This is a genomic window from Mycobacterium sp. SMC-13 (assembly GCF_045311035.1).
Taxonomy (GTDB): domain Bacteria; phylum Actinomycetota; class Actinomycetes; order Mycobacteriales; family Mycobacteriaceae; genus Mycobacterium.
Genome location: NZ_JBJIAI010000011.1, coordinates 56,624 through 83,262 on the forward strand (window position 1 = coordinate 56,624; position 26,639 = coordinate 83,262).

General features: G+C 68.8%; 26 protein-coding genes. 14 read left to right on the top strand and 12 right to left on the bottom strand.

The features are described from left to right. The first annotated feature begins 23 nt into the window (after nt 1-23). Nucleotides 24-2,081 carry an NAD-dependent DNA ligase LigA gene (ligA, locus tag ACJH6I_RS17475; protein ID WP_226521534.1) on the top strand — a complete coding sequence of 686 codons (2,058 nt, stop codon included), beginning with the start codon at nt 24-26 and terminating at the stop codon, nt 2,079-2,081. Nucleotides 2,082-2,137: 56 nt separating this feature from the next. Beyond that, nucleotides 2,138-2,803 carry a hypothetical protein gene (locus ACJH6I_RS17480; protein ID WP_406784346.1) on the top strand — a complete coding sequence of 222 codons (666 nt, stop codon included), beginning with the start codon at nt 2,138-2,140 and terminating at the stop codon, nt 2,801-2,803. Here the strand turns inward: ACJH6I_RS17480 and ACJH6I_RS17485 are convergent. The 5 genes from ACJH6I_RS17485 to ACJH6I_RS17505 all read right to left on the bottom strand — a co-directional run bounded on the left by ACJH6I_RS17485 (nt 2,794) and on the right by ACJH6I_RS17505 (nt 6,653). Further along, nucleotides 2,794-4,374: a polyamine aminopropyltransferase gene (locus ACJH6I_RS17485; RefSeq protein WP_293019171.1), complete on the bottom strand. Its 1,581-nt coding sequence runs from the start codon at nt 4,372-4,374 to the stop codon at nt 2,794-2,796. The genes ACJH6I_RS17480 and ACJH6I_RS17485 overlap by 10 nt on opposite strands. Beyond that, nucleotides 4,374-4,832 (bottom strand): DUF350 domain-containing protein, encoded by a 459-nt coding sequence (locus tag ACJH6I_RS17490; protein WP_293019173.1) that lies wholly within the window; start codon nt 4,830-4,832, stop codon nt 4,374-4,376. The genes ACJH6I_RS17485 and ACJH6I_RS17490 overlap by 1 nt, the downstream gene beginning before the upstream one ends. A gap of 25 nt (nt 4,833-4,857) precedes the next feature. Then, on the bottom strand, nt 4,858-5,274 hold the full coding sequence (locus ACJH6I_RS17495) for a DUF4247 domain-containing protein (RefSeq protein WP_293019175.1): 417 nt from the start codon (nt 5,272-5,274) through the stop codon (nt 4,858-4,860). 9 nt (nt 5,275-5,283) lie between these two features. Then, entirely contained in the window at nt 5,284-5,895 is a 612-nt protein-coding gene (locus tag ACJH6I_RS17500; protein ID WP_226521539.1) for a DUF4178 domain-containing protein, read from the bottom strand. A gap of 92 nt (nt 5,896-5,987) precedes the next feature. Continuing rightward, nucleotides 5,988-6,653 (bottom strand): hypothetical protein, encoded by a 666-nt coding sequence (locus ACJH6I_RS17505; protein ID WP_064857670.1) that lies wholly within the window; start codon nt 6,651-6,653, stop codon nt 5,988-5,990. 113 nt (nt 6,654-6,766) lie between these two features. On the opposite strand from ACJH6I_RS17505, the gene gatC reads away from it, so the two are divergent. The 3 genes from gatC to ACJH6I_RS17520 are packed head-to-tail and all read left to right on the top strand — an operon-like array spanning nt 6,767 to nt 9,639. Beyond that, on the top strand, nt 6,767-7,066 hold the full coding sequence (gatC, locus tag ACJH6I_RS17510; protein ID WP_138248752.1) for an Asp-tRNA(Asn)/Glu-tRNA(Gln) amidotransferase subunit GatC: 300 nt from the start codon (nt 6,767-6,769) through the stop codon (nt 7,064-7,066). Further along, nucleotides 7,063-8,547, top strand: coding sequence for an Asp-tRNA(Asn)/Glu-tRNA(Gln) amidotransferase subunit GatA (gene gatA, locus ACJH6I_RS17515; RefSeq protein WP_226521540.1), 1,485 nt, complete (start codon nt 7,063-7,065; stop codon nt 8,545-8,547). Before gatC ends, gatA begins: the two co-directional genes overlap by 4 nt. 60 nt (nt 8,548-8,607) lie before the next feature. Then, nucleotides 8,608-9,639, top strand: a complete 1,032-nt coding sequence (locus ACJH6I_RS17520; protein ID WP_226521541.1) for an ATP-dependent 6-phosphofructokinase — start codon at nt 8,608-8,610, stop codon at nt 9,637-9,639. On the opposite strand, the gene ACJH6I_RS17525 is transcribed toward ACJH6I_RS17520, so the two are convergent. Then, nucleotides 9,636-10,637, bottom strand: coding sequence for a glycerophosphodiester phosphodiesterase family protein (locus ACJH6I_RS17525; RefSeq protein ID WP_406784347.1), 1,002 nt, complete (start codon nt 10,635-10,637; stop codon nt 9,636-9,638). The two genes, ACJH6I_RS17520 and ACJH6I_RS17525, sit on opposite strands and share 4 nt — an antisense overlap. Before the next feature lie 58 nt (nt 10,638-10,695). On the opposite strand from ACJH6I_RS17525, the gene gatB reads away from it, so the two are divergent. Beyond that, nucleotides 10,696-12,192, top strand: a complete 1,497-nt coding sequence (gatB, locus tag ACJH6I_RS17530; RefSeq protein ID WP_226521542.1) for an Asp-tRNA(Asn)/Glu-tRNA(Gln) amidotransferase subunit GatB — start codon at nt 10,696-10,698, stop codon at nt 12,190-12,192. Here the strand turns inward: gatB and ACJH6I_RS17535 are convergent. Then, nucleotides 12,189-13,298, bottom strand: coding sequence for a hypothetical protein (locus ACJH6I_RS17535; RefSeq protein ID WP_293019180.1), 1,110 nt, complete (start codon nt 13,296-13,298; stop codon nt 12,189-12,191). The genes gatB and ACJH6I_RS17535 overlap by 4 nt on opposite strands. A 27-nt stretch (nt 13,299-13,325) precedes the next feature. Continuing rightward, a complete protein-coding gene (locus tag ACJH6I_RS17540; RefSeq protein ID WP_293019182.1) occupies nt 13,326-14,501 on the bottom strand; it encodes a PQQ-dependent sugar dehydrogenase in 1,176 nt (391 codons plus the stop codon). A 139-nt stretch (nt 14,502-14,640) separates the two neighbouring features. Between ACJH6I_RS17540 and ACJH6I_RS17545 the strand changes: the two genes are divergently transcribed. Beyond that, nucleotides 14,641-15,543 carry a DoxX family protein gene (locus ACJH6I_RS17545; RefSeq protein WP_293019184.1) on the top strand — a complete coding sequence of 301 codons (903 nt, stop codon included), beginning with the start codon at nt 14,641-14,643 and terminating at the stop codon, nt 15,541-15,543. A 35-nt stretch (nt 15,544-15,578) separates the two neighbouring features. Here the strand turns inward: ACJH6I_RS17545 and ACJH6I_RS17550 are convergent, their stop codons facing one another. Next, nucleotides 15,579-15,989, bottom strand: a complete 411-nt coding sequence (locus ACJH6I_RS17550) for a PH domain-containing protein (RefSeq protein ID WP_293019185.1) — start codon at nt 15,987-15,989, stop codon at nt 15,579-15,581. Between the two features lie 259 nt (nt 15,990-16,248). Here ACJH6I_RS17550 and ACJH6I_RS17555 point away from each other — a divergent pair, with 259 nt between their 5' ends. The 3 genes from ACJH6I_RS17555 (at nt 16,249) to ilvC (ending at nt 19,674) form a co-directional block, all read left to right on the top strand. Next, a complete protein-coding gene (locus ACJH6I_RS17555; protein ID WP_267324981.1) occupies nt 16,249-18,090 on the top strand; it encodes an acetolactate synthase large subunit in 1,842 nt (613 codons plus the stop codon). 5 nt (nt 18,091-18,095) lie between these two features. Then, entirely contained in the window at nt 18,096-18,602 is a 507-nt protein-coding gene (gene ilvN / locus ACJH6I_RS17560) for an acetolactate synthase small subunit (RefSeq protein ID WP_061001088.1), read from the top strand. A gap of 70 nt (nt 18,603-18,672) precedes the next feature. Next, nucleotides 18,673-19,674, top strand: a complete 1,002-nt coding sequence (gene ilvC, locus ACJH6I_RS17565; RefSeq protein WP_293019215.1) for a ketol-acid reductoisomerase — start codon at nt 18,673-18,675, stop codon at nt 19,672-19,674. 72 nt (nt 19,675-19,746) lie between these two features. Here ilvC and ACJH6I_RS17570 read toward each other — a convergent pair whose 3' ends face one another. From ACJH6I_RS17570 to ACJH6I_RS17580, 3 genes are all read right to left on the bottom strand, one after another. After that, a complete protein-coding gene (locus ACJH6I_RS17570) occupies nt 19,747-20,076 on the bottom strand; it encodes a hypothetical protein (protein ID WP_135356618.1) in 330 nt (109 codons plus the stop codon). Between the two features lie 335 nt (nt 20,077-20,411). Next, the gene (gene wrbA / locus ACJH6I_RS17575) at nt 20,412-21,011 is read right to left on the bottom strand and encodes an NAD(P)H:quinone oxidoreductase (protein WP_138248760.1); all 600 of its coding nucleotides are present in this window, start codon (nt 21,009-21,011) and stop codon (nt 20,412-20,414) included. Between the two features lie 14 nt (nt 21,012-21,025). Next, complete coding sequence (locus tag ACJH6I_RS17580) at nt 21,026-22,459, bottom strand: NAD(P)/FAD-dependent oxidoreductase (RefSeq protein ID WP_293019190.1); 1,434 nt, start codon at nt 22,457-22,459, stop codon at nt 21,026-21,028. 85 nt (nt 22,460-22,544) lie between these two features. On the opposite strand from ACJH6I_RS17580, the gene serA reads away from it, so the two are divergent. The 4 genes from serA to bla are packed head-to-tail and all read left to right on the top strand — an operon-like array spanning nt 22,545 to nt 26,639. Further along, a complete protein-coding gene (gene serA, locus ACJH6I_RS17585; protein WP_293019191.1) occupies nt 22,545-24,131 on the top strand; it encodes a phosphoglycerate dehydrogenase in 1,587 nt (528 codons plus the stop codon). Then, nucleotides 24,128-25,138 carry a 3-isopropylmalate dehydrogenase gene (locus ACJH6I_RS17590; protein ID WP_293019192.1) on the top strand — a complete coding sequence of 337 codons (1,011 nt, stop codon included), beginning with the start codon at nt 24,128-24,130 and terminating at the stop codon, nt 25,136-25,138. The genes serA and ACJH6I_RS17590 overlap by 4 nt, the downstream gene beginning before the upstream one ends. Before the next feature lie 4 nt (nt 25,139-25,142). Continuing rightward, nucleotides 25,143-25,730, top strand: coding sequence for a hypothetical protein (locus tag ACJH6I_RS17595; RefSeq protein ID WP_293019193.1), 588 nt, complete (start codon nt 25,143-25,145; stop codon nt 25,728-25,730). 27 nt (nt 25,731-25,757) lie between these two features. Continuing rightward, nucleotides 25,758-26,639, top strand: a complete 882-nt coding sequence (gene bla / locus ACJH6I_RS17600; protein WP_061001021.1) for a class A beta-lactamase — start codon at nt 25,758-25,760, stop codon at nt 26,637-26,639.

Below are 26,639 nucleotides of genomic sequence, written 5' to 3' on the forward strand. Positions count from 1 at the left end.
CAGCCCTTCGCTAGCCTTACCGGGTGAGCTCACCCGATCCCGACGTGCGCCGGCAATGGCAGGAACTGGCCGAGGAGGTCCGCGGTCACCAGTTCCGCTACTACGTCAAGGACGCACCGATCATCTCCGACGGTGAGTTCGACAAGCTGCTGGGTGAACTGCAGGAGATCGAAGAGCGGTACCCCGAGCTGCGGACGCCGGATTCACCGACGCAGCTGGTCGGCGGCGCCGGGTTCGCGACCGAGTTCGGCGAGGCGCAGCACCTGGAGCGGATGCTGTCGCTCGACAACGCCTTCAACACCGATGAGCTGACGGCCTGGGCCGCGCGGCTCACCAACGAGCTGGGCAGCGACCTCGAGTACCTCTGCGAGCTCAAGGTCGACGGCGTCGCGCTGGCGCTGGTGTACCGCGACGGCAAGCTGGTCCGCGGCGCCACCCGCGGGGACGGCCGCACGGGTGAGGACGTCACGCTCAACGCCCGCACCATCACCGACGTCCCCGAGCAGCTGACGGGCACCGACGAATTCCCGGTGCCGGCGGTGCTGGAGGTTCGCGGTGAGGTGTACTTCCGCGTCGAGGATTTCGCGGCGCTCAACGCCAGCCTGGTCGAGGAGGGCAAGGCGCCGTTCGCCAATCCGCGCAACAGCGCCGCCGGGTCGTTGCGGCAGAAGAATCCGGCCGTCACCGCCCGCCGCCGGTTGCACATGATCTGCCATGGGCTGGGCCTCACCGAGGGTTTCGAGCCGGCGTCGCTGCACGACGCCTACCGCGCGCTGAAGGCCTGGGGCCTGCCGGTGTCCGACCACACCACCCGCGTCACCGGAATCGCGGCAGTGGCCGAACGCGTCGCGTACTGGGGCGAGCACCGCCACGACGTCGATCACGAAATCGACGGTCTGGTGGTCAAATTGGACGACCGCACGCTGCAGCGCCGCCTCGGCGCCACCAGCCGCGCGCCGCGGTGGGCCATCGCCTACAAGTACCCGCCCGAGGAAGTCACCACCAAGCTGCTCGACATCCGCGTGAGCGTGGGCCGCACCGGCCGCGTCACCCCGTTCGCGTACATGGAGCCCGTCACCGTGGCAGGGTCGACGGTCGGGCTCGCGACGCTGCACAACGCGACCGAAGTGAAGCGCAAGGGCGTGCTGATCGGCGACACCGTGGTGATCCGCAAGGCCGGCGACGTCATCCCAGAGGTGCTCGGCCCGGTCGTCGATCTGCGGGACGGCACCGAACGCGAATTCGTCATGCCTGCAACCTGTCCGGAGTGTGGCAGCACGCTGGCGCCGTCGAAGGAGGGCGACGCCGACATCCGTTGCCCCAACACCCGATCGTGCCCCGCGCAGCTGCGCGAGCGGGTCTTCCACGTCGCCGGTCGGGGCGCCTTCGATATCGAGGGTCTCGGCTACGAGGCGGCCACCGCGCTGCTGGCCGCCGGCGTCATCACCGATGAGGGTGACATCTTCGAGCTCACGGCGGACGAACTGTTGCGCACCAACCTGTTCAAAACCCAGAAGGGCGAGCTCTCGGCCAACGGCGCCAGGCTGCTGGCCAACCTCGGCAAGGCCAAGCAGCAGCCGCTGTGGCGCGTGCTGGTGGCGCTGTCCATCCGGCACGTCGGCCCGACGGCGGCCCGGGCGCTGGCCGCGGAATTCGGTGATCTGCAAGCGATTACCGAAGCCTCCGAGGAACGGCTGGCTGCCGTCGAGGGCGTCGGTCCGACCATCGCCGCCGCCGTGATCGACTGGTTCACCGTCGACTGGCACCGCGTCATCGTCGACAAGTGGCGGGCCGCAGGCGTGCGGATGGCCGACGAACGCGACGCCAGCATCGAGCGGAACCTGGAGGGCCTGTCGATCGTGGTGACGGGCTCGCTGACGGGGTTCTCGCGGGACGAGGCCAAGGAGGCGATCCTGGTTCGTGGCGGCAAGGCGGCCGGTTCGGTGTCGAAGAAGACCGCCTATGTGGTGGCCGGCGACGCGCCAGGATCCAAGTACGACAAGGCCGTTGAGCTCGGCGTGCCGATTCTCGACGAGGACGGCTTCCGGCGGTTGCTGGCGGAGGGGCCGGACGCGCTCTGAGTTCGACGGCGGCGCCGATGTCCCGCAGAATCCCGGAAATCAATACCCGATTCTGGGTGAGCAAGACATTGGTCACCGCGGCATCGGTGTTCTGGCCGGATTACCTGTACGACCACCTCGGCCGCTGGATCGCGACGACGCTCCTCGTCGCGGCGTTGGCAACAGCGCTGGCGGTTCAGCTGAGTCGTGACCGACTGCGGCCGTGGGCGCTCTGGTCCGCCATGCTGGCCGCCTGTGCCGTCGGCACGGAGATCGCCAACGGGCTGCACGTCGCGCTGGGGCTGCGGTACCCGGTCATCGCCGTCGTGTGCCTCGTTGGTGGGGCCGGACTGCTGTCGCTGGCTCATGCGCAGGTGGGACTGGCGACGCTGATCGCTGCCGACAGCCGTCGCGCCGAAGGCTGGTTCTGGGCAATTGCGCTGTCGGCGTTCGCAATCGGGACTGCGCTCACCCATATGACGCCGGCTCCGATGTTGCCGCACCCGTTGCTGCAGGTCGTGCTGTGGGCTGCGCTGATCGGCGGTCTGGTAGTGGTGTGCCGCCCGTCGCGCCGAATGTCGGCGGTGTGTTTCTGGGGCTGTTTCGTCCTGACGCGTCCACTGGGTGCCGCGGTGGCGTTCCTGCTGACCAACGCGAGTGCGGCCGGTGGACTGGGGTTGGCGCGTCATGCGGTCAGTGCGGTTCTGGCCGCCGTTCTCGTCGGTTCGGTGCGCTACCGGTAGCCGCGCCGCATGTCGTCGACGATCAGCGGATGTTCCAGCGTCGACGGCGGCAGGTGCTGCGGCGCAGTGTCGGGCGCGAACACCGTGGCGGCGTCGAGCACCTGCTGATTGAGGAACCGAAGCGGCGGAGCGTCTTTGGGCACCATCGGCACGGGCGGCAGGGGACCGCGGCGGGCCAGCGTGAAACCCCAGTCGCCGAACGTCGGCACCTCCACGTGGTAGGGCGTCACCGCGAGACCGGCCGACGCGATGGTGGATACCGTGCGCCAGAACGCGACCGGCGTCGAGTAGGGGCTGCCGGACTGCACCACCAGCAGTCCCTGGGGTGCCAGGACCCGGGCGGCGAGGCTGTAGAACTCGGTGGAGTACAACCGGCCGAGCACCGGGTTGTCGGGGTCGGGCAGGTCGACGATGACGGCGTCGAATCCGCCGGGCGGCACGGCGTCCGGGTGCGGCACCCGTAGCCAGATCATCGCGTCGTCGAGAATCAGCCGGACGCGGGGATCGTCGAGCGCGCCCGCGTTGGCGTCACGCAGCTTGGTACGTGCCACCGCCACCACCGCCGGATCGAGCTCGACCTGGACGATGCGGTCGATGCCCTTCTGGCGCAACAGTTCCCGCGCCGCCAGGCCGTCACCGCCACCGATCACCAGCACCGACCGCGCACCCGCGCCCAACGCCGGGTACACCAGCGATTCGGTGTAGCGGTACTCGTCGCGCGTCGAGAACTGCAGTCCGCCATCGAGATACAGCCGGGTGTCGTCGCCGCGGCGGGTCACCACGATCTCCTGATAGGCCGAATGCTGGTAGGCCACGATCGGGTCGGCGTACAACCGCTGCCGCGACGTCGTCTCGATACCGTCGGCGGACGCCATCAGCGTGGCCAGTACCGCGAACGCCAGTACCAGAGCGCTCAGCGCGGCGACGAATTCCCGCCGGCTCAGGATGCGGCGCAGCAGGAATACCGAAACCACCGCTGCGGCAGCCAAGTTGATCATCCCGGTGGCCGCCGCACCGCGGATCATGCCCATATACGGCAGCACCAGAAAGGGCCACGCCAGGCCGCCCAGCAGCGCGCCCAGGTAGTCGGCTGCGTTGAGGTTGGCCAGCACGCGGCCGGCGTCGGTGGCTCCGGTGACCCGGCCTCGCTGCAGCAGCGTCATCAGCAGTGGCACTTCCGCGCCGACCAGCCCGCCGATGAGCGCCGTCGCGACGCCGAGCACCCAATCGGAGTCGCCGAGGAACGCGAACGTCACGTAGAGCACCGTCGCGGACAGGCCACCCACCACACCCAGGGCCGTCTCCACCGCGATGAAACTGATGGCCGCACGTGCCAGCAGTGCCTTGGCCAGCAGCCCGCCCACGCCCAGGGCCGCCACGTAGCCCGCGACGATCAGCGACGTCGACACGACGCCGCCGCCGTTGAGGCTCGTCGAGAGTGTCAGCAGCGCAAGCTCATAGACGATGCCGCACGCTGCGCATGCCGCGACGGCCGCCAGAAGCAGCGCGCGCCAACGGGTTCCGATGACCGGCTCGGAACCCGAAGTGACCGCGGTAGCCGCGGTGACCATCAGGTGAGGGCGGCGGCGTTGATACCGCCGACTGCCAACAGCACCACCGCGACGGCGACGGCGGCGGGATGGAACTCCTCGGCGTGGATGTCGTTGCGGAAGTGCCCGGGCGCCAACAACTCCACGGCCACCAGGGCCAGGCCCTGCAGGGCGACGCCGATCAGCCCGTAGATCACCGTGTCGATCAAGCCCTGCCCGAGCCGGTCGGAGCTCGAGTGGATCGCGGTGATGATGATGGCGGCCAGCGCGACGTCCATCGCGGCGGTGACCGCGACCGCGTTGGGCCGCCGCTCGACGAAGACCTGGCGGCGTAGCTTGCCCGGGGTCAGCACGTCGACCATGACGAAGCCGGCGGCCAACACCAGCACTCCCACGAGGAAGTACAGCACCGAGGCGACCACGTTCTGGATGATGGCGTCGGTGTGGACGGTGCCGAAGTCGATGGCGGCCAGGTTCATCGGGGTCTCCTCGGTATTGATGTGGTCACTTGACGCCGCCCGGTCCGCCCGAGCTGCCGCCGGAACTGTGTGACGGCGATCCCGGGCTGAACCCGGGACCGAGAAATACATAGCTGCCGTGGTTGTAGCCCGAGTTGAGGTTCTCCAGCCGGATGGTGCACGCCTGCCCAGAGCCCGCGCCCACGATGGCGATGGAGTCGCTGTAGCGCAGGTAGTAGTTGCCGCGATCGGTGGCGCGCGCCTCGGGGCGGTGGGCCCGGGCGAGATCGTCGGCGACGGCGCTCGGCGATCCGCTGCAGCGGTAGGTGTTGTAGCCGACGTTCTGATAGCGGTCTTTGACGTACGACTGGATGGTGCGGGCGGTGCTGATGCCGATCGCCAGGCAGATCACCGACGCGACCGCGAGCACCCCGGCGAGAATCAGCATCTTGCCCCGGGTCATGGCACCGACCTACGAGCCGGCGGGGGGAGCGGGGTACACCGTGAGCTCACCGGGCGACATGACCTTGCCGGTCGACACCTCCCACGGCGAGTTCGGCGACCACTGCTCGAAACTCAGCAGCGCGGCGCGGCCGGCGCCGGCGTAGTCGACGTAGTTCATCTGGCCGTGCTCGGGCAGGCCCGTCGTGCCCTCGGAGGTGTACTGGGCGTCACCGGTCTCGACCTCGTTGTACTGCACGCCGTCGATGGTGAGCGGGCCGATGGGCTGCAACGCCAGGTCGGGCCGCTTGGTCCAGAACGCGAGTTCCAGCCGTCCCTCGTCCTCTTCGACGCTGAACCAGATCGGTTCGCCCTGACCGCCTTCCAGCAGGTGCTCCCACCAGATGAACGGCCCCTCGCGGTAGGTCACCGAGCCGCGCACCACGTAGTCGACGCCGCCGTAGCTGACGATCGCGCCGGGACCGAGCTGTTTGGGTCCGAAGACCGGCATCTCACCGGACTTCAGCGGGTCCTGGCGGGCGCCGGTGGTTGTGGGCTTCTTGGCCCGGGTGAAGGCGAGCACCACGACGACGATCGCGGCGATCATCAGCAGGACGCCGACGACGATCAGGAAAGTGCTCACGCGTGCCCTCCAGTGAGATGTGGGCTCACGCTAGCAGTCCCGGCGCTTCCGCAACCGCATTCGCGCAGGTGAAGTGGCTGTGAACGTGCCGGTCAGCGCACGATGGTCGCGACGATGCCGGCGAGGTATCCGAGCCGCGCGACTTCCGACGGGCGGAAGGCCGGCCCGCCCGGGCGGCCCAGCATGATCGCGGTGTGGGGGTCGCCCAACGGCGCGGCGGCCAGCGTGGTGTCGATGTCCCGCCAGAACTGCGGTACCCAATCGCCGGTGGCGTCCAGGGCGGCGGCGTGCTCCAGCGGCAGCCACGGCGCGGAGTCCGCGAGCGTCTCGGGCGCACCCGGGCTGCCGGTGATGCGATGGGGCAGCACACCGTCCTTGCCGCCGGCCACGACGACGCACCACCCGACCCGCAGCACGCGCGGTGCTTCGTCGGCAAGTGTCTGGAGCCGGGCGGCCTTGCCCTTGGCGGCCGCCACATGGTCGATGAGTTCCAGTTCGCGATGGGCCTCGAGCAGCCCGGTGTGGGGCCGAATGCTGTCCACGTACACGCCCTTTAGGGCCTCGGCGGCGGTGATCAGGGCGTCTGGCATGGACCCGAGCGGCAGCTCGACCACCAGGTCGTCGACGGCGTAACCCGGACCGCGCTCGACGACGTCGAGCGACAGGATGTCGGCACCCACCGAGCCGAGGGCCACCGCGAGGGAGCCGAGGCTACCGGGGCGGTCTTCGAGCTGAACCCGCAGCAGATAGGAGGACACGCGACAACTGTGGCACAGCGGCGTGGCCATGGCAGGACGGGCAGGTGCGGCGCGTGTCACGAATACATTCCCCGTGGCTGTGTCCGTCCCGCCTCCCACTAGGGTGTTTAGACGTGTCGAAGATTTCCCGGGACGATGTCGCCCATCTGGCGAATCTGGCCCGGCTCGCCCTGACCGAGGGCGAGCTGGACAGTTTCGCAGGCCAGCTCGATGCCATCCTGGCGCACGTCGGCAAGATTCAGGCCGTCGACGTCACCGGTATCGAGGCGACCGGCAATCCGCTCAAAGAGGTCAACATCACCCGGCCCGACGTCGAGGCGCCCAGCCTGGCGCAGGATCAGGCGCTGGCGGAGGCCCCGCGGGCCGAGGAGGGCCGGTTCGCCGTGCCCCGCATCTTGGGAGAAGCAGAGTGAGCGACCTGATCCGTTTCGACGCGGCCACGCTCGGCGAGAAGATCGCCGCCGGCGACGTGTCGGCCACCGAGGTCACCCAGGCGCACCTGGACCAGATCGCCGCCACCGACGACACCTACCACGCCTTCCTGCACGTGGGTGCCCAGGAGGCGCTGGCCGCTGCCGCCGCCGTCGACAAGCAGGTGGCGGCGGGCGAGCCGCTGGCATCGCCGCTCGCCGGAGTTCCGTTGGCGCTCAAGGACGTTTTCACCACCACTGACGCGCCGACCACGGCCGGCTCGAAGATCCTGGAGGGCTGGCGGTCGCCCTACGACGCGACTGTCACCGCACGGCTGCGCGCGGCCGGCATCCCGATCCTCGGCAAGACCAACATGGACGAGTTCGCCATGGGGTCGTCCACCGAGAATTCGGCCTACGGCCCGACCCGCAACCCGTGGGACGTCAACCGGGTTCCGGGCGGTTCCGGTGGCGGTAGCGCCGCGGCGCTCGCGGCATTCCAGGCGCCACTGGCGATCGGCACCGACACCGGTGGCTCGATCCGCCAGCCTGCCGCGCTGACCGCGACCGTCGGCGTCAAGCCCACCTACGGCACCGTCTCGCGGTACGGCCTGATCGCCTGCGCGTCGTCGCTGGACCAGGGCGGACCGTGCGCGCGCACGGTGCTCGACACCGCGCTGCTGCACCAGGTGATCGCCGGCCACGACCCGCGCGATTCGACTTCGGTCGACGCTGCCGTGCCCGACGTCGTGGGTGCGGCCCGCACCGGCGCGACCGGTGACCTCAAGGGCGTCCGGATCGGTGTGGTCAAGCAGCTGCACACCGGTGAGGGCTACCAACCCGGCGTGCTGTCGTCGTTCAACACCGCGGTGGACCAGCTGACCGAGCTCGGCGCCGAGATCACCGAGGTCGACTGCCCACACTTCGACTACTCGCTGGCGGCCTACTACCTGATCCTGCCGTCCGAGGTGTCCTCGAACCTCGCGCGCTTCGACGCGATGCGCTACGGCCTGCGGGTCGGCGACGACGGCACCCACAGCGCCGAAGAGGTCATGGCGCTGACCCGCGCCGCCGGCTTCGGCCCGGAAGTCAAGCGCCGCATCATGATCGGCACCTACGCCCTGTCCTCGGGCTACTACGACGCCTACTACAACCAGGCCCAGCGCGTGCGCACCCTGATCGCCCGCGACCTGGACCGGGCGTACGAGAAGGTCGACGTGCTCGTCACCCCGACGACCCCGACCACCGCGTTCGGGCTGGGGGAGAAGGTCGACGATCCGCTGGCGATGTACCTGTTCGACCTGTGCACGCTGCCGCTGAACCTGGCCGGCCACTGCGGCATGTCGGTCCCGTCGGGTCTGTCGCCCGACGACAACCTGCCGGTCGGTCTGCAGATCATGGCGCCGGCGCTGGCCGACGACCGGCTGTACCGCGTCGGCGCGGCCTACGAAGCCGCGCGCGGCGCCCTGCCCACGGCGCTCTAGCGGCGAGCCGGCCGCGCGTTCGACGAGAACGAGAACCCGCGAGCGGGCAGTATGGGGGGCATGCGGATAGGCGTGCTGACCGGTGGCGGTGACTGTCCTGGCTTGAATGCGGTGATCCGGGCGGTGGTGCGGACCTGCGACGTCCGGTACGGCTCGACGGTCGTCGGGTTCCGGGACGGCTGGCGCGGCCTGCTCGAGAACCGTCGCGAACAGCTCAGGAACGACGACCGCAACGACCGGCTGCTCGCCAAGGGCGGCACCATGCTGGGCACCGCACGCGTCAACCCCGACAAGCTGCGGGCCGGGCTGGACCAGATCAAACAGACGCTCGAGGACAACGGCATCGACGTGCTGATCCCGATCGGCGGTGAGGGCACGCTGACCGCGGCGCACTGGCTGGCCGAGGAGAACGTCCCCGTCGTGGGGGTGCCCAAGACCATCGACAACGACATCGACTGCACCGACGTCACTTTCGGCCACGACACGGCGCTGATGATCGCCACCGAGGCCATCGACCGGCTGCACAGCACCGCCGAATCGCACCAGCGGGTGATGCTCGTGGAGGTGATGGGACGGCATGCGGGCTGGATCGCGCTGGGTGCCGGCATGGCCGCCGGCGCCCATATGACCCTGATCCCGGAACAGCCGTTCGACGTCGAAGAGGTGTGCCGGCTGGTGAAACAGCGCTTCGTCCGCGGTGATTCGCACTTCATCTGCGTCGTCGCCGAGGGCGCACGGCCGGCCGAGGGCTCAATGCAGTTGCGCGACGGCGGAATTGACGAATTCGGGCATGTGAAGTTCACCGGGGTCGCCCAGCAGTTGGCCATCGAGATCGAGAAGCGGATCCGGAAGGAAGTCCGCACCACCGTGCTCGGCCACGTGCAGCGCGGCGGCACGCCGACACCCCACGACCGGGTGCTGGCCACCCGGTTCGGGATCAACGCCGCCGACGCCGCACACGCGGGGGAGTACGGGATGATGGTGTCGTTGCGGGGCCAGGAGATCGGCCGGGTGCCGTTGGCCGACGCGGTGCGGCAATTGAAGCTCGTGCCGCAGAGCCGTTACGACGACGCCGCGGAGTTCTTCGGTTAGCGGTAGGCCTTCGGCAGCGGCATGCCCAGCTCGGACTCCACTGCCCGCAGTCGGCTCGGGTAGTCGGTGATGATGCCGTCGGCGCCGGCCGCGATCTGCGCCCGCATGGTGTCGGGGTCGTTGATCGTCCACGGAATCACCTTGAGCCCACGCGCATGTGCCCGGTCGATGAACGCCCGGTCGGCGACCAGCGCGAACCCCGGATCCTTCGGGGTGAGCCCGTAGGGCACCGAGTAGCCGGGGGACAGGATGTTCGCACCGACCGACGCCGCCCCGGCGACCGGGTCGGTGACCACCGCCGGGTTCACGTCCGCCGTCCACGCCGAGTTCGGCACCCATGTCGTCTCGTCCCACAGGGCCACCAGTGGGATACCGGGTTCCTGTTGGCGCACCAGTGGCAGGGTGCGCCAGTCGAAGCTCTGGATCTCGACCTTGTCGATCTTGCCGGCGGCCCGCCCGGCGCCGAGGATGACGTCGACGAATTGCTGTGGCGTGGCGGAGGTTTCGGGCTTGTCGGCTTCGATCTTGGTCTCGATGTTGTACCGGACGGCGGCGTGGTGTGAGTCCGCGAGCGCGAAGACCTGATCGAGAGTGGCGATCTTGTTTCCGCTCACCACTTCGGCGCCCGGGAATCCGCTGAGCAGCTTGCCGCAGTTCAGCGTGTGCAGCTGGGCCCGCGTGAGGTCGTGCACGAGCTTGCCGACGTAGGGGTATTGCGGGTCGCCGGCGAAGGCGGGGCCGGTGTCGGCGCACTTGTCGGACTGGATGGCCGGGTCGTGCCACACCATGGGTGCGCCGTCCTTGGCGAGGACGATGTCGAGTTCCAGTGTGGTGACGCCGAGTTCGATGGCCTTGGTGAACGCGCGCAGCGATTCCTCGGTGGTCTCGCCCCGCCCGCCGCGGTGTGCCTGCAGGTCGAAAGCGTCGGAATCGGCCGAGGCGACGGGCATCGCCGTCAGCGCGAAGGTGGTCAGCAGGGCGCCGATGCGTGCGAGCATCAGCGGAGGTTAACCGGGCCGAGGAAATGGCGGGTGAACGGCAACTAGGATTCAACGCATGGCTGACGCAGACCTTCTCGACTACGACGACGTCCTCGCGACGTACGAGCCCGTCATGGGCATGGAAGTCCATGTCGAGCTGTCCACCGAGACCAAGATGTTCTGTGGCTGTGCGAACCGGTTCGGTGCCGAGCCGAACACGCTGGTGTGCCCGGTGTGCCTCGGCCTGCCCGGCGCGCTGCCGGTGGTCAACGAAGCGGCCGTGGAGTCCGCGATCCGGATCGGGCTGGCGCTGAACTGCGACATCGCGCCGTGGGGCCGGTTCGCGCGGAAGAACTACTTCTACCCGGATCAGCCGAAGAACTACCAGATCAGTCAGTACGACGAGCCCATCGCCGTCAACGGCTACCTCGACGTTCCGCTCGAGGACGGCAGCACCTGGCGCGTCGAGATCGAGCGTGCTCACATGGAGGAGGACACCGGCAAGCTGACCCACCTGGGTAGCGACACCGGCCGCATCTCGGGCGCCACCACCTCGCTGGCCGACTTCAACCGGGCCGGGGTGCCGCTGGTCGAGATCGTCACCAAGCCCATCGAAGGCGCGGGCGAACGCGCCCCGGAGATCGCCCGCGCCTACGTGACGGCACTGCGGGACCTGTTGCGCGGCTTGGACGTTTCCGATGTCCGCATGGACCAGGGCTCGATGCGCTGTGACTCCAACGTCTCGCTCAAGCTCAAGGGCGCCGCGGAGTTCGGCACCCGTACCGAGACCAAGAACGTCAACTCACTCAAGAGCGTCGAGGTGGCGGTCCGCTACGAGATGCGCCGGCAGGCCGCCGTGCTGCAGTCCGGCGGCACCATCACGCAGGAGACCCGGCACTTCCACGAGGACGGGCACACCACGTCCGGGCGCAGCAAGGAAACCGCCGAGGACTACCGCTACTTCCCGGAGCCGGACCTCGAGCCCATCGCGCCGTCGGACGAGCTGGTGGAGCGGCTGCGCGGCACCATCCCCGAGCTTCCGTGGTTGGTGCGCAAGCGGATTCAGGACGACTGGGGCATCTCTGACGAGGTGATGCGCGACCTCGTCAACGCCGGCGCCGTGGAGCTGGTGGCCGCGACCGTCGAGCACGGCGCGTCCAGTGAGGCGGCCCGCGCCTGGTGGGGCAACTTCCTGGTGCAGAAGGCCAATGAAAGCGAAAAGACACTCGACGAGCTGGCCATCACCCCGGCCCAGGTCGCCGCGGTGGTCAAGCTGGTCGACGACGGCAAGCTGTCCAACAAGCTGGCGCGTCAGGTCGTCGAGGGCGTGCTGGCCGGCGAGGGCGAGCCCGAGCAGGTGATGAACGACCGCGGACTCGTTGTGGTGCGCGACGATTCGCTCATCCAGGCCGCGATCGACGAGGCGCTGGCGGCCCAGCCGGACATCGCCGACAAGATCCGCGGCGGCAAGGTCCAGGCCGCGGGTGCGATCGTCGGCGCGGTGATGAAGGCGACCAAGGGTCAGGCCGACGCGGCGCGCGTGCGCGAACTGGTGATCGCGGCCTGCAGCTAGCGCAGCGCCGCCTGCGGCGCGGGCGTGGTCGTCGGCTTGAGTGACGACACGCCCGCGACGCAATAGCCCGCGATCACGAAACACACCGCGGCGCAGGGCAGATTGCCGGTCGGGGTGCCCGCGCCGGTGACGCCGTCGATGGCGCCGGCGAAGTCGGGCAGTGCGGCCAGCCAGAGCACCGTGAAGGTGAGCAGGTACAGCACGCCGAACACCCGCACGTACGGACTCGGGTGCTGCGTGCCGACCCGGCGCGTGATCCGCCAGTCCTGAATGAGGACCGGCACCGCCACGAACGTGAATATCGCCATCTCCACGCCGAGGACCACGTATTGCGTCGCACTGTGGTGAGCGGACAGCAATGTCGGCAGGCTGAACAGCCCCATGAGGACCGGTGCCAGCACGCTGACGGCCGCTGTGCGCCAGGCCAACGACAGCGCACCCGGTGGGGTCCCGGCGGCCACCCGGCGCCCGACCAGCACGTGTACCAGGTAGGCGACCGCCGCGGGCCCGACCACCGCCAGGCTGACCCAGCTGCTCACCGGCACGCAGCCGAGCGTGGGGTGATTCAGGGGGTTCGCGGTGTTCCAGACCCACCAGCGCAGCTGCGGACCGAGATGGTCGAACACGCCGTAGACGCAGCCGTGCACGAAACCGACGCAGATGGCACCGACGACCGCGCCGCGCCGTTCGAAAACGCCGGTGGCGCGGACGATGTCATAAGCCAGGGTGATGGTCGCGGGGTACAGCGCCACGATGTACAGCGGTAGCCGCCCGTCGACGAAATCGACGCTGAACACGTTGTGCACCAGCATGACCCCGAGCCGGGTGCCGGCGAAGATGTCCGGTGGATGCCGGGGTAGTTCGGTCGCCAGCGCGTAGACCACCGACGCCAGCCAGATGGCGATGCCGGTCGGGTCGCGCCGGACCCGGCGCAGCGCGTAGGCCAGGGCGAGTGCCGCACCGACCAGCATCAGCAACTCGACGACCGGCATGGTCCAGTGGGCCAGGGTCAAGGGGTTGCGCAGTTTGACCCAGGAATCGTCGTCGCAGGAAAAGCCCAGGTAGCCGGCCAGCCGAGCGAAGTCGGCCGGGCACGCGCGCATCATTGAGCGACCCTCACGTCGGGCGCCAAATTACGTCTTGTCGTCCGTGCTGCGCGGGAATCCGCCCTGCGGGAACAGCGGGAACACGACGTCGTCGAACTTCTCGACGTCGCCGGCCGTCTTGTTCACCGTGGCGCCCCAGACGTTGCCGTCGGGGGAGAGCTTCAGCGCGAACACATGCCCGTGGGTGTCGGTGCGGAGGGCCTCGGGGTCACCGGTGACCGCGCCGGTCTCCTTCGACAGCCGAACGGCCACCGTCTTCTTGGTGTTGACGAGGTTGACCATGACGGTGTCGTCGGTCGCCACACAGCCCGCGACGCCCGGCCGGTCGGGCCAGCTCCACACCGTCGACACCTTGGAGTCCTTGGTGATCCGCTGCAGCCGGTCGCCCGTCGGGGTTCGGTCGGTGACGTACAAGGAGCCGCTGGCACCGTCGATGCACAGCCCGCCGCCGGCGCCCATGCCCGACAGCGCGGTGGTCGGGGGCGCCTGGCCCACCGTCGTCGGCTGCTCGATGCGCAGCAGCTTGCCCGCCAGCGAAGCCGGATCGGCTGCGGCCGCGGGGTTTCCGGCGTCCCCGGTGAGCACCACGAGGGTCGTCGGGCTACTGAAGATCAGTGCTCCCATGTTGCCTGTGGGGCCCTTGGGAATCCCGGTGAGGATCGGCTTCGGCACGTCGCCGTCGGCGATGCGGACGACCCGGTTGTCGGTCGGCGTCGTGATGTACGCGTACATCAGCCGGTCCTGTTGGTAACTCGGCGACAGCACGATGTCCATGAGCCCGCCGTCACCGGAGGCGTCGACCGGAATCACGGTCTTGACCTTGGGTTCGGCGTTCAGAGCGATGTTCTTAACGGCGCCCGTGACGCGCTCGGCGACGATCGCCGTCTTGCTGTCGCCGCCCATGATCAGACCGCTGGTGCTCTCGAGGCAGCCCTGCATGACGGCCGGCGCCGGGCACGCCTTCGGGAACGGGTTCGGCGGCAGCGGCGGCGGGGGCGGCGGCGGCGAGCTGGGTGCCCCGCCGAGCTCGGGCTCGATGGTGAACGGCTCGGATGCCGCCGAATCGAAACGGGCGCAGCTGGGCAGCGCCAGCAAAGCGATGGCGCACAACGCCAGGACCCGTCGAGCGGGTGCAGAGCCGGAACGCTCAGGCCGGTGCCGGGGCCTCGTCAGCGCAGTCTGCGTCGACCGCCGCAATGTCATGCCCGCCAGGTTACGGACTGTTCGAGGATGCTCGCCACGTCGGGGCCGCGCGCCGGGCCGGGCAAATCCCGTGAACAAGCCGGTCAAACCACCGCTTAAATCCACGGTCAGCAGTGCAGTTGCACTTACCCTGGCAACTATGACCAGTACTTCCCATGACTCGCGCGCATGGCGACGGCCCGACGAGTCGGCCGCCAGGCCCGCGTCGGCACGCCTGGTCGATCCAGAAGACGACCTGCCCATCACGACCTACCGCGGCAGTGGCGGCGCGGAGGGCGGTGAGACCGCCGCGACCACCGCCATCCCGCGGTTCGACAACGCGTCGTCCGACGAGGCGACCGAGGTGACGCCTGCGTCGTCGTCGCCGTCCTCGATGGCGTTCGATCTCATGCACGAACCCGAGCCGCTGCCGTACGTGCAACCCCGGGAGCGGCGTGCGGAGCAGGCCTCGGACGCATTGGGGCCCGCCGAGATCGAGCCCGACCCCGAGACCGACGCCCGGGTACGTGTCGCCAAGCGCCGCGGCACCCAGGACCTGGGACTCATGGTGCTGCGTGTCGGCCTCGGTGCCTGGCTGGTGGTCCACGGACTGCAGAAGGCATTCGGCTGGTGGGGCGGCCAGGGCCTGAACGGTTACGAGCACGCGCTGGCCGCCGCCGGCTTCCAGCACGCGGGGATACTGACCTACCTCGCGACCGGGGCGCAGATCGGCGCCGGCGTCCTGCTGGTGCTGGGGCTGTTCACTCCGGTCGCCGCCGCGGTCGCGGTGGGCTACCTGCTCAACGCGCTCGCCGTGGAGGTGGCCGCACAACCCGTGCACGGCTACTTCCCGTATTTCCTGCCCGAGGGGCACGAGTACCTGGTGACCTTGATCGTGCTCGCCGCGGCGCTGACCCTGACGGGGCCGGGGCTCTACGGCTTCGACGCCGGTCGCGGCTGGGCCCGCCGGCCCTTCATCGGGTCGATCCTGTGCCTGCTGCTCGGCATCGGTGCGGGCGTCGGCGCGTGGCTGCTGCTGAACGGATCAAACCCGCTGCACTGAGCCTGCTCGGCCGATCGATGTGGACCGGCGCCGGCTCACTCGTTGTACGGATTGGGCACGACGCCGCCGCTGGCGGCGGTCAGCACCGGCAGTGATGCGAACGTCACACCCGGCAGGCGCAGGTCGGTGCCGTCGGTCAATTCGGCCTTGGCCCACTTGGAGCGATCGAACCGCAGTCCCTTGATGTCCTGCCACGTCACCGTCCGGCTGCCGAGCAGCGACCGCGCCGTGACGCCCTTCTTGTCGGCCACGGTGCGGTAGCGAATCACCATCGCCGACAACACGATCGGGATGACGAGCAGCACCGCGCACCAGGCCGGGCCGGCGAACACCAGAGCCAGCAGACCGATGGCGAAGAACCCCACCGCCAGATGGGCGACCCCCGGGATCTTGATCACGACGGGTTGGGGTGCGGTCGAAGCGGTTCGGCGGCTCACGTCAGTCATCTTCCCAGGCGGCGGGTCGGACGGTTGCCGGGTGTGTCCGGCAACGGAACGGATTTGACCTGCGTGCGCCGCGAGGACTACCGTCACCGTTATGCAGACCTCGGCATTGCTTGTAGTAACTGGGCGCGTTGGTGCGTGACCAGGCTGACTAAGCCGACTACAAGCATCGACGCGCAACCCTCGTACAGCAGCAGACGCTGACGGGGGTTTTTTGTTTGCCCGGGAACGCCAAAACCGCAACACGATCAAGAGGACAAGAGTGAGCGCACCCACCACGCGACCGCCAGAGTCGACGCCGCAGCCCAACGGCCCCGGCGGTACGGTCAACGGTCATTCGAAAATTGTTGCCCCGCAACAGATGACCGGTGCTCAGGCCGTCGTCCGGTCGCTCGAGGAACTCGACGTCGACACCATCTTCGGCATCCCCGGTGGTGCCGTGCTGCCGGTGTACGACCCGCTGTTCGACTCGAAGAAGGTGCGCCACGTGCTGGTGCGGCACGAGCAGGGCGCCGGCCACGCCGCGTCGGGCTACGCGCACGCCACCGGCAAGGTCGGCGTGATGATGGCCACCTCGGGTCCCGGCGCCACCAACCTGGTCACGCCGCTGGCCGACGCGCAGATGGACTCGATCCCGGTCGTCGCGATCACCGGCCAGGTCGGCCGCGGGCTGATCGGCACCGACGCCTTCCAGGAAGCCGACATCTCCGGCATCACCATGCCGATCACGAAGCACAACTTCCTGGTCCGCAACGGTGACGACATCGCCAAGGTGATCGCCGAGGCTTTCCACATCGCCGCCTCCGGCCGTCCCGGCGCCGTCCTCGTCGACATCCCGAAGGACGTGCTGCAGGGTCAGTGCACCTTCAGCTGGCCGCCGGTCATCGACCTGCCCGGATACAAGCCGAACACCAAGCCGCACAGCCGTCAGATCCGTGAGGCCGCCAAGCTGATCGCCGCGTCGCGCAAGCCGGTGCTGTATGTCGGTGGCGGCGTCATCCGCGGCGAGGCGTCGGCCGAGCTGCTTGAGCTCGCCGAGCTGACGGGCATTCCCGTCGTGACCACCCTGATGGCGCGCGGCGCGTTCCCCGACAGCCACCCGCAGCACATGGGCATGCCCGGCATGCACGGCACGGTCTCCGCCGTGGCGGCGCTGCAGAAGAGTGACCTGCTGATCGCCCTCGGCACCCGCTTCGACGACCGGGTCACCGGCCAGCTGTCGTCGTTCGCGCCCGACGCCAAGGTGATCCACGCCGACATCGACCCCGCCGAGATCGGCAAGAACCGGCACGCCGACGTGCCGATCGTCGGTGACATCAAGAACGTCATCGTCGACCTGCTCGCGGCGCTGCGCCGGGACGGTGTCGCCGCCGACACGCTGGATCTCGCCGACTGGTGGACGTACCTCAACGGGGTCAAGGAGACGTACCCGCTGAGCTACGGCCCGCAGAGTGACGGCAGCCTGTCGCCGGAGTACGTCATCGAGAAGCTGGGCCAGATCGCCGGGCCGGACGCGCTGTACGTCGCGGGCGTCGGTCAGCACCAGATGTGGGCCGCGCAGTTCATCAAGTACGAGAACCCGAAGACCTGGCTGAACTCGGGCGGTCTCGGCACCATGGGCTTCTCCATCCCGGCCGCGATGGGCGCCAAGTTCGCCCGCCCGGAGGCCGAGGTGTGGGCCATCGACGGCGACGGCTGCTTCCAGATGACCAATCAGGAGCTGGCCACCTGCGCCCTCGAAGGGGCGCCGATCAAGGTTGCGCTGATCAACAACGGCAACCTGGGCATGGTGCGGCAGTGGCAGACGCTGTTCTACGACGAGCGCTACTCCAACACCAACCTGTCGACGCACTCGCACCGCATCCCCGACTTCGTGATGCTGGCCGAGGCGCTGGGTTGCGTCGGTCTGCGCTGCGAGCGTGCCGAGGACGTCGAGGACGTCATCCGGCAGGCCCGCGAGATCAACGACCGCCCCGTCGTCATCGACTTCATCGTCGGCGCCGACGCCCAGGTGTGGCCGATGGTCGCCGCCGGCACCAGCAATGACGAGATCATGGCGGCGCGCGATATCCGTCCGCTGTTCGACAACGAGGATCAGGTGTAAGCGCCATGTCGACCACTCACACACTCTCGGTCCTCGTCGAGGACACCCCCGGTGTGCTCGCCCGCGTGGCGGCACTGTTCTCGCGGCGTGGCTTCAACATCCAGTCGCTCGCGGTCGGCGCCACCGAGCAGAAGAACATGTCCCGGATGACCATCGTCGTCTCGGTCGAAGAGCAGCTGCCGCTGGAGCAGATCACCAAGCAGCTCAACAAGCTGATCAACGTCATCAAGATCGTCGAGCAGGAGCCGGACAACTCCGTCTCCCGCGAGCTGGCGCTGATCAAGGTGCGGGCCGACGCCACCACCCGTGGCCAGGTGATCGAGGCCGTCAACCTGTTCCGCGCCAAGGTCGTCGACGTGTCGACCGAATCGCTGACCGTGGAGGCCACCGGCACCCAGGAGAAGCTCGACGCATTGCTGCGAGTGCTGGAGCCGTATGGTATTCGCGAGCTGGTGCAGTCCGGTGTGGTCTCGCTGGCGCGCGGCCCGCGCGGCATCGGCGCGGCCAAGTAACCGAGCTGGACCCCGAACTAAAACTTCGAACAACAGAAACAAGGGTAAGGAAAAGCAAGTGGCAGTTGAGATGTTCTATGACGACGACGCGGACCTGTCGATCATCCAGGGGCGCAAGGTCGGCGTCATCGGCTACGGCAGCCAGGGACACGCGCATTCGCTTTCGCTGCGCGACTCGGGTGTGCAGGTCAAGGTCGGCCTGAAGGAGGGCTCGAAGTCCCGCGAGAAGGTCACCGAGCAGGGCCTCGAGGTCGACACCCCGGCCGAGGTCGCCAAGTGGGCCGACGTCATCATGCTGCTGGCGCCCGACACCGCGCAGGCCGAGATCTTCACCAACGACATCGAGCCGAACCTGGAAGACGGCAACGCGCTGTTCTTCGGCCACGGCCTCAACATCCACTTCGGCCTGATCAAGCCCCCGGCCAACGTCACCATCGGCATGGTCGCCCCGAAGGGCCCCGGCCACCTCGTGCGTCGTCAGTTCGTCGACGGCAAGGGCGTGCCCGCGCTGATCGCCGTGCACCAGGACCCCAAGGGTGAGGGCCAGGCGCTGGCGCTGTCCTACGCCAAGGGCATCGGTGGCACCCGCGCCGGCGTCATCAAGACCGACTTCAAGGAAGAGACCGAGACCGACCTCTTCGGTGAGCAGGCCGTCCTCTGTGGTGGCACCGAGGAACTGGTCAAGGCCGGTTTCGAGGTCATGGTCGAGGCCGGTTACGCCCCGGAGATGGCCTACTTCGAGGTGCTGCACGAGCTCAAGCTCATCGTCGACCTGATGTACGAGGGTGGCATCGCCCGCATGAACTACTCGGTGTCCGACACCGCTGAGTTCGGTGGCTACCTGTCGGGCCCGCGCGTCATCGACGCCGACACCAAGGAGCGCATGCGCGCCATCCTGAAGGACATCCAGGACGGCGCCTTCGTCAAGCGCCTCGTCGCCAACGTCGAGGGCGGCAACAAGGAGCTCGAGGGCCTGCGCAAGGCCAACGCCGAGCACCCGATCGAGGTCACCGGCAAGAAGCTGCGCGACCTGATGAGCTGGGTCGACCGGCCGATCACCGAGACCGCCTAGTTTCAACCGCCGACAGGCCAGTTGTCGCACGCGATTCACGAAAAAGCGTGCGGTGACTGGCCTTTCGGCTTTTCAGTAGAGGGTGTACCCGATGCCGGCCAGGGCGCGGGCGACGTTGCGGCCGTCGGCACTGCCGGGCAGCTTCACGGACCGGTCGATGTCGAGGCCCTCGCCCGCCACGCCGTAGAAGTCGGTGGACACGGGATCGTCGGGTTCGGGCGGTTCGATGCGGCCATCGGGGTAGATGGCCTGCGCGCGCATGGCCCACATGCTCCGCTCGGCGGCGATCACGTGATACCCGCACAACGGCGGGCGCATCTGGTAGAGCTCCAGATCGCCGACGGCGAACCACCGGTCATTGGGTACCGCGCCCACCAGACGGGCGGTTCCTACGAATGTCACCTCATCACGCTAAGCCGGGCCGGCGGGGTGTTCCGACGCCAATTTTGGTTGCCGAAGCTGTCGTTGCTGGTAGATGACGCGTGTTCCGAGTGGATCACCGCGCCCTGACCGCAGAATCACCAACGCGTGCATTGACTCTGCGCCAGCGGCATTGGCCACTCGAACGTTCCAGCCACAGCCGCAGGGTCAACCAGTCACCGCGATCGACTCTGCGGCCACGGCGGCGTCCTCTCGACATTTGTCGCCCTCAGCGCGGAATGAAAGCGGACCGCCCTGACGGTGCGCACTGATCATCACAGCACGCGACACGCCGGGCGCGGGCGGCGAGCGACGAACTACCCGCCCAACCGGTCCGCGACCGTGACGACCCGCCGCGCCAGGTGATCCAATGCCGCGTAGGTGTTGTCGTCGAACTGGCGGATGTTGTCGTGATTGGCCAGCAGGCTCACACCGTAGGGGTTGCCGTCGGCGAACTTGAGCGGGTCGGTGTAACCGGGCGGCACGAGGATGCCACCCCAGTGCATCAGCGTGATGTAGAGCGACAGCAGCGTCGTCTCCTGGCCGCCGTGCGCGGTGTTGGTCGAGGTGAACCCGGCGTACACCTTGTCCGCCAACACGCCCTTCGACCACAGGCCGCCGAGGGAGTCCAGGAACCCGCGCAGCTGCGAGGCGACCGAGCCGAAGCGGGTCGGTGAGCCGAAGATCACCGCGTCGGCCCAGACGATGTCGTCACCGGTAGCGGCCGGAAGGTCTTTGGTCGCTTCGTAATTCGCGGTCCACGCCGAGTTGTGCGCGAACGACTCGGGGGCAGCGGTCTCGGCGACGGGCCGCAGCCGCACCTCGGCGCCGCACGATTCCGCGGTGCTCGCGACCCGTTGCGCCATGGAGCTGCCGTGCCCGGTCGCGGAGTAATAGATCACAGAAAGCTTGGCCATGCGCCAAGCCAACACTATGGCGCGAGTGACGGCAGCGTCTTCACCCCGAATTCACGACGCAGCACGGTACGCGCGGCGTACAGACCGGCCATGCCGTGCACGCCGGTGCCCGGCGGGGTGGCCGACGAGCAGACATACGCCTTGGGGATGGGTGTGGTCCAGGGGTTGGCCCGCAGCGTCGGCCCGATCATCGCGGCCTTGAGCGTCGCGCCGCCGACGATGATGTCGCCGTCGACGTAGTTGGCGTTGTGCCGTGACATCTCGGCGGCCGGCACCGCGCGCGCCGCCAGCACCAGATCGCGGAAACCCGGTGCGGCGTCTTCGAACAACGCGATGACGGTGTCGGTCTGGTCGACGGTCGAGCCGGCCGGCACATGACAGTAGGTCCACAGCGGCCGACGGCCCTGGGCGTCGATGCGTGACGGATCTGCGAGGTGCGGCAGCGAGGCCAGGGTCATCGGGTGCTCGGCATGACGGCCGTGCCAGATCTCGCGCTCGGCGTGTGCCATCTGGGCCCGGGTGCCGCCGAGGTGGACGGTGGGCGACGACGCCATTCGCGGATCGCGCCAGGGGATTTCACCCGACAGCACGAAGTCGATCTTGCAGACGCCGGGCCCGAATTTGTAGCGGCGCAAGGCTTTTGCGTAACGGTCGGGAACCGCGGGTCCGTAGATGTCGAGCAGCGCGGTCGGCGAGGTGTCGTAGATGGCCACGCCGACGGGCGGGCTGGTCACAGGGGAGCCGGTGATGAGCTCGCCGCCGTGCGCGCGCAAGTCGGCGATGAGCGCATCGGTGATGGTCTGGGTGCCACCGACGGGGACGGGCCAGCCCGCCGTGTGCGCGACGGTGGTGAGCATGATGCCCGCGCCGCTGTTGACGGGCGATGGCATGGGGTGGATGGCGTGCGTGCCGACGCCGGTGAACAGGGCCTGGGCGTCGTCGCCGCGCAGCAGGCCCCACGCCGGACTGCCCTGGGCCAGCACGCGCAGCCCGGCCCGCACGGTGCTCGGCAGGTCCGGCGGCAAGGACCGTTTGTCGCCGAGGAAGAAGCCGAGGACGCCGTCGACGTGCTCGACCAGAGGGCCCAGCAGCCGTCGCCACGATGAGCCGTGTTCGAGCTCGGCGCAGGTGCGCTCCAGCGAGTGGTAAGCGATGGCGGCTCCGCCGGAAGGCAGGGGATTGGCGTACGAGATCTCCGGCGTCACCATCTGTACCCCGCGGGCCGCGAGGTCGAACTCCGCGAAGAACGGCGACACGACCCCCAGCGGGTGTACCGCCGAGCAGACGTCGTGCAAAACGCCTGGATATTCCGGGTCGGGGGCGCTGCGCGCGCCGCCGCCGGGCGTCGGCTGACCTTCGATGACCCGGACCGACAGCCCCGCTCGTGCGCAGATGACGGCCGCGGCCAGGCCATTCGGTCCACTACCGACGACGGTGACGTCCACCACGTCGATGGTAGTGACGGCCGCTGACAACGCAGCTCAAGGCAACCGCGATTGGTAGCGCGGCCATGCCGCCCACTAGTCTGTGCGCGTGAGCCTTCCTGTCGTACTCATCGCTGACAAACTCGCCGAATCGACCGTCGCCGCCCTCGGCGACCAGGTAGAGGTCCGTTGGGTCGACGGACCCGACCGCGAAAAGCTGCTGGCCGCCGTGCCGGACGCCGACGCCCTTCTGGTGCGCTCGGCCACCACGGTGGACGCCGAGGTGCTGGCCGCGGCACCCAAGCTCAAGATCGTCGCCCGCGCCGGCGTCGGCCTGGACAACGTGGACGTCGACGCCGCCACCGCGCGTGGCGTGCTGGTCGTCAACGCCCCGACCTCGAACATCCACAGCGCCGCCGAGCACGCCCTGGCGCTGCTGCTCTCGACGGCCCGCCAGATTCCGGCCGCCGACGCCACCCTGCGCGAGCACACCTGGAAGCGCTCCAAGTTCTCGGGCACCGAGATCTTCGGCAAGACCGTCGGCGTCGTGGGCATGGGCCGCATCGGCCAGCTCGTCGCGCAGCGCCTCGCCGCGTTCGGCGCGCACATCGTCGCCTACGACCCCTATGTCTCGCAGGCCCGTGCCGCCCAGCTCGGTATCGAGCTGCTGAGCCTCGATGAGCTTTTGGGCCGCGCTGATTTCATCTCGGTGCACCTGCCCAAGACCAAGGAAACCGCCGGCCTGATCAACAAGGAAGCGCTGGCCAAGACCAAGCCGGGCGTCATCATCGTCAACGCCGCCCGCGGTGGCCTGATCGACGAGCAGGCCCTGGCCGACGCGATCACCAGTGGCCACGTCCGTGGCGCCGGCCTCGACGTGTTCGCCACCGAGCCCTGCACCGACAGCCCGCTGTTCGAGCTGCCGCAGGTCGTCGTGACGCCGCACCTCGGCGCCTCCACCGAAGAGGCCCAGGACCGCGCCGGCACCGACGTCGCCGCGAGCGTGAAGCTGGCGCTGGCCGGCGAGTTCGTGCCGGACGCCGTCAACGTCGGCGGCGGTGTCGTCGGCGAAGAGGTCGCGCCGTGGCTCGACCTGGTGCGCAAGCTGGGCCTGCTGGTCGGTGCCCTGGCACCGGCGCTCCCGGCCTCGCTGAACGTCGAGGTGCTCGGCGAGCTGGCGTCGGAAGACGTTGAGATTCTGAAGCTTTCGGCGATGCGCGGCCTGTTCTCGGCCGTCATCGAGGACCAGGTGACGTTCGTCAACGCGCCGGCGCTGGCCGCCGAGCGTGGTGTCGAGGCCGTCCTCACCAGCGAAACCGAGAGCCCCAACCACCGCAGCGTCGTCGACGTGCGTGCCGTGGCCGCCGACGGCTCGGTCGTCAACGTGTCGGGCACCTTGAGCGGCCCGCAGTTGGTCGAGAAGATCGTTCAGATCAACGGCCGCAATCTGGACCTGCGCGCCGAGGGCGTCAACCTGATCCTCAACTACGGCGACCAGCCGGGCGCCCTGGGCAAGATCGGCACCCTGCTCGGTGCGGCCGAGGTCAACATCCTGGCGGCCCAGCTGTCGCAGGACGCCGACGGTTCCGGCGCGACGATCATGCTGCGCCTGGACCGTGAGGTGCCGGCCGACGTGCTCGGCGCGATCGGCGAGGCCGTCGGCGCGACCACGCTGGAACTGGTGGATCTGTCGTGAAGCTCGCCGTCATCGCCGGTGACGGCATCGGCCCCGAGGTCATCGGCGAGGCACTGCAGGTCCTCGACGTCGTACTGCCCGGTGTCGAGCGCACCGAGTACAACGTCGGCGCCAAGCGCTACCACGAGACCGGCGAGACCCTGCCAGACGGCATGGTCGACGAGCTCAAGACGCACGACGCGATCCTGTTGGGCGCCATCGGCGATCCGTCGGTGCCCAGCGGCGTGCTCGAGCGCGGGCTGCTGCTGACCATGCGGTTCGCGCTGGATCACCACGTGAACCTGCGGCCCTCGCGGCTGTTCGCCGGTGTCGACAGCCCGCTGGCCGGCAACCCGGACATCGACTTCGTCGTCGTCCGCGAGGGCACCGAGGGGCCGTACACCGGCACCGGCGGCGCCATCCGCGTCGGCACCCCGCACGAGGTGGCCACCGAGGTGTCCACCAACACGCGCTTCGGGGTGGAGCGCGTCGTCCGCTACGCGTTCGAGAAGGCCCGGACGCGGCGCAAGCACCTGACCCTGGTGCACAAGAACAACGTGCTGGCGTTCGCCGGCTCGCTGTGGAAGCGCACGGTCGACGAGATCGCCACCGAGTACCCGGACGTCGAGACCGCGTACCAGCACATCGATGCCGCGACCATCCACATGGTCACCGATCCGGGCCGCTTCGACGTGATCGTCACCGACAACCTGTTCGGCGACATCATCACCGACCTGGCCGCGGCCGTCTCCGGCGGCATCGGCCTGGCAGCGTCGGGCAACATCGATGCGACGGGCACCAACCCGTCGATGTTCGAGCCGGTGCACGGCAGCGCGCCCGACATCGCGGGTCAGGGTCTCGCCGACCCGACCGCGGCCATCATGAGTGTGGCGCTGCTGCTCACGCACCTCGGTGAGACCGACGCCGCGGCCCGCGTGGACAAGGCTGTCGCCGAGCACCTTTCGACGCGTGGCGACGCCAAACTGTCGACGTCGGAGACCGGCGAGCGGATTCGCAGCTTCCTGTAATGCCGTGAGCGGCTTCGCCACCCTCACCAGGCAGTGTTGGCTTTTCGCCATCGGCTCGGCATTCTTCGCGCTGGCCACGGCGCCGGGGTTTCCCTCGGTGGCCGGGGCCGGAGCGACGAACGTGCTGTGCTTCATCGGCTCGTGGTTCTTCACCACCGCCGCTCTGATGCAATACGTGCTCGCCCCGCCGGGGATCCAATGGTGGTCGGCGGCAATCCAATTCATGGGCACGGTGCTGTTCAACGTCAGTACCGGCGCGGCGGTGTGGGCGCACGCCGTGCTCGCCGAGCGGCGCTACGTCTGGGCGCCCGACGCCGCCGGGTCGCTGGCCTTCCTGCTCAGTGGTCTGCTGGCGGTCCTGGTTGTCGGCCTGTGGTCGCCGAAATCCGTTGCCTGGCAGGCATCGTGGATCAACATGATGGGCTGCGTCGCGTTCCAGGTCTCGGCACTGGCGGCGTTCGTCCGCAAGACCGGCGTCACGGTCGACGAGCGGCTGGCCAACTTCGGGACCTTCGTCGGGGCGCTGTGCTTCCTGGTGGCCGCGCTGTTGGTGCGGCCCAAGGGCAACCCGGAGAAATCCCGTTTGGCGTAGCGCGCCGATGCATGGTTGGCTGAATATGTGGGGGTATCGCTGAGCCGACGGGATTTCATCGTCGGGTTGGCCGCGACGGGCGTGCTGGCCGGGTGCCAGCCCACCAAGGCGGACGAGCCGACCAACTTTGCCGATCTGGAAGATCGCTATCAGGCGTTAATCGGCGTCTACGCAGTTGATCTGGAGTCTTCGGCGACGGTCGAGCACCGTGCTGACGAGCGGTTCGCGATGTGCTCGACCTTCAAAGCGTATGCGGCGGCCCGCATCTTGCAGATGGCCACGGCGGGCAAGGCGAATCTCGATGCCATGGTGCCCATCACCGCCGGTGACATCGTGGTCAACTCGCCGGTGCTGAGCGAGGCGGTGGGGGCGCGGATGGCGTTGCGAGAGATTTGTGCCGCGGCCCTGAGCCAGAGTGACAACGCGGCAGGCAACATCATGTTGCGGACCATCGGCGGGCCCTCGGCGCTCACGGATTTCGCCCGCTCGATCGGTGATTCGCAGACCCGGCTGGATCGCTGGGAACCGGCCCTCAACGAAGCGGCGCCCGGCGATCTCCGCGACACCACCACGCCGCGGGCGCTGTGCGGCGGGTATCGCGCCATTCTCGCCGGCGACGCGTTGTCCGGTGCGGCTCAGTTCCAACTGCGTCGGTGGATGGAGGAGACCGCGACGTCGACCCGCCGTTTTCGCGCGGGTCTGCCTGAGGGATGGACCAGCGCGGACAAGACCGGCGGCGGCGACTACGGGTCGACCAACGACGCCGGGATGCTCATCGGCCCGAAGCGGGAACGGGTCATGCTGACGGTGCTGGTCCGCACGCGCACCGTGCGGCGGGACGCCGGGCCGTTCAACGAGGCGATCGCGGAGTCGGTGCGATCGGTGCTTGCGCGCCTCGGCCACAGTTAG

Excerpts from the sequence above, each read along its gene's own strand:
- ACJH6I_RS17485 (WP_293019171.1), bottom strand. The coding sequence starts at position 4,374 with ATGGTCACCGCGGCTACCGCGGTCACTTCGGGTTCCGAGCCGGTCATC.
- ACJH6I_RS17490 (WP_293019173.1), bottom strand. The coding sequence starts at position 4,832 with ATGAACCTGGCCGCCATCGACTTCGGCACCGTCCACACCGACGCCATC.
- ACJH6I_RS17495 (WP_293019175.1), bottom strand. The coding sequence starts at position 5,274 with ATGACCCGGGGCAAGATGCTGATTCTCGCCGGGGTGCTCGCGGTCGCG.
- ACJH6I_RS17520 (WP_226521541.1), top strand. The coding sequence starts at position 8,608 with ATGCGGATAGGCGTGCTGACCGGTGGCGGTGACTGTCCTGGCTTGAAT.
- ACJH6I_RS17525 (WP_406784347.1), bottom strand. The coding sequence starts at position 10,637 with ATGCTCGCACGCATCGGCGCCCTGCTGACCACCTTCGCGCTGACGGCG.
- gatB (WP_226521542.1), top strand. The coding sequence starts at position 10,696 with ATGGCTGACGCAGACCTTCTCGACTACGACGACGTCCTCGCGACGTAC.
- ACJH6I_RS17535 (WP_293019180.1), bottom strand. The coding sequence starts at position 13,298 with ATGATGCGCGCGTGCCCGGCCGACTTCGCTCGGCTGGCCGGCTACCTG.
- ACJH6I_RS17540 (WP_293019182.1), bottom strand. The coding sequence starts at position 14,501 with ATGACATTGCGGCGGTCGACGCAGACTGCGCTGACGAGGCCCCGGCAC.
- ACJH6I_RS17545 (WP_293019184.1), top strand. The coding sequence starts at position 14,641 with ATGACCAGTACTTCCCATGACTCGCGCGCATGGCGACGGCCCGACGAG.
- ACJH6I_RS17550 (WP_293019185.1), bottom strand. The coding sequence starts at position 15,989 with ATGACTGACGTGAGCCGCCGAACCGCTTCGACCGCACCCCAACCCGTC.
- ilvN (WP_061001088.1), top strand. The coding sequence starts at position 18,096 with ATGTCGACCACTCACACACTCTCGGTCCTCGTCGAGGACACCCCCGGT.
- ilvC (WP_293019215.1), top strand. The coding sequence starts at position 18,673 with ATGTTCTATGACGACGACGCGGACCTGTCGATCATCCAGGGGCGCAAG.
- wrbA (WP_138248760.1), bottom strand. The coding sequence starts at position 21,011 with ATGGCCAAGCTTTCTGTGATCTATTACTCCGCGACCGGGCACGGCAGC.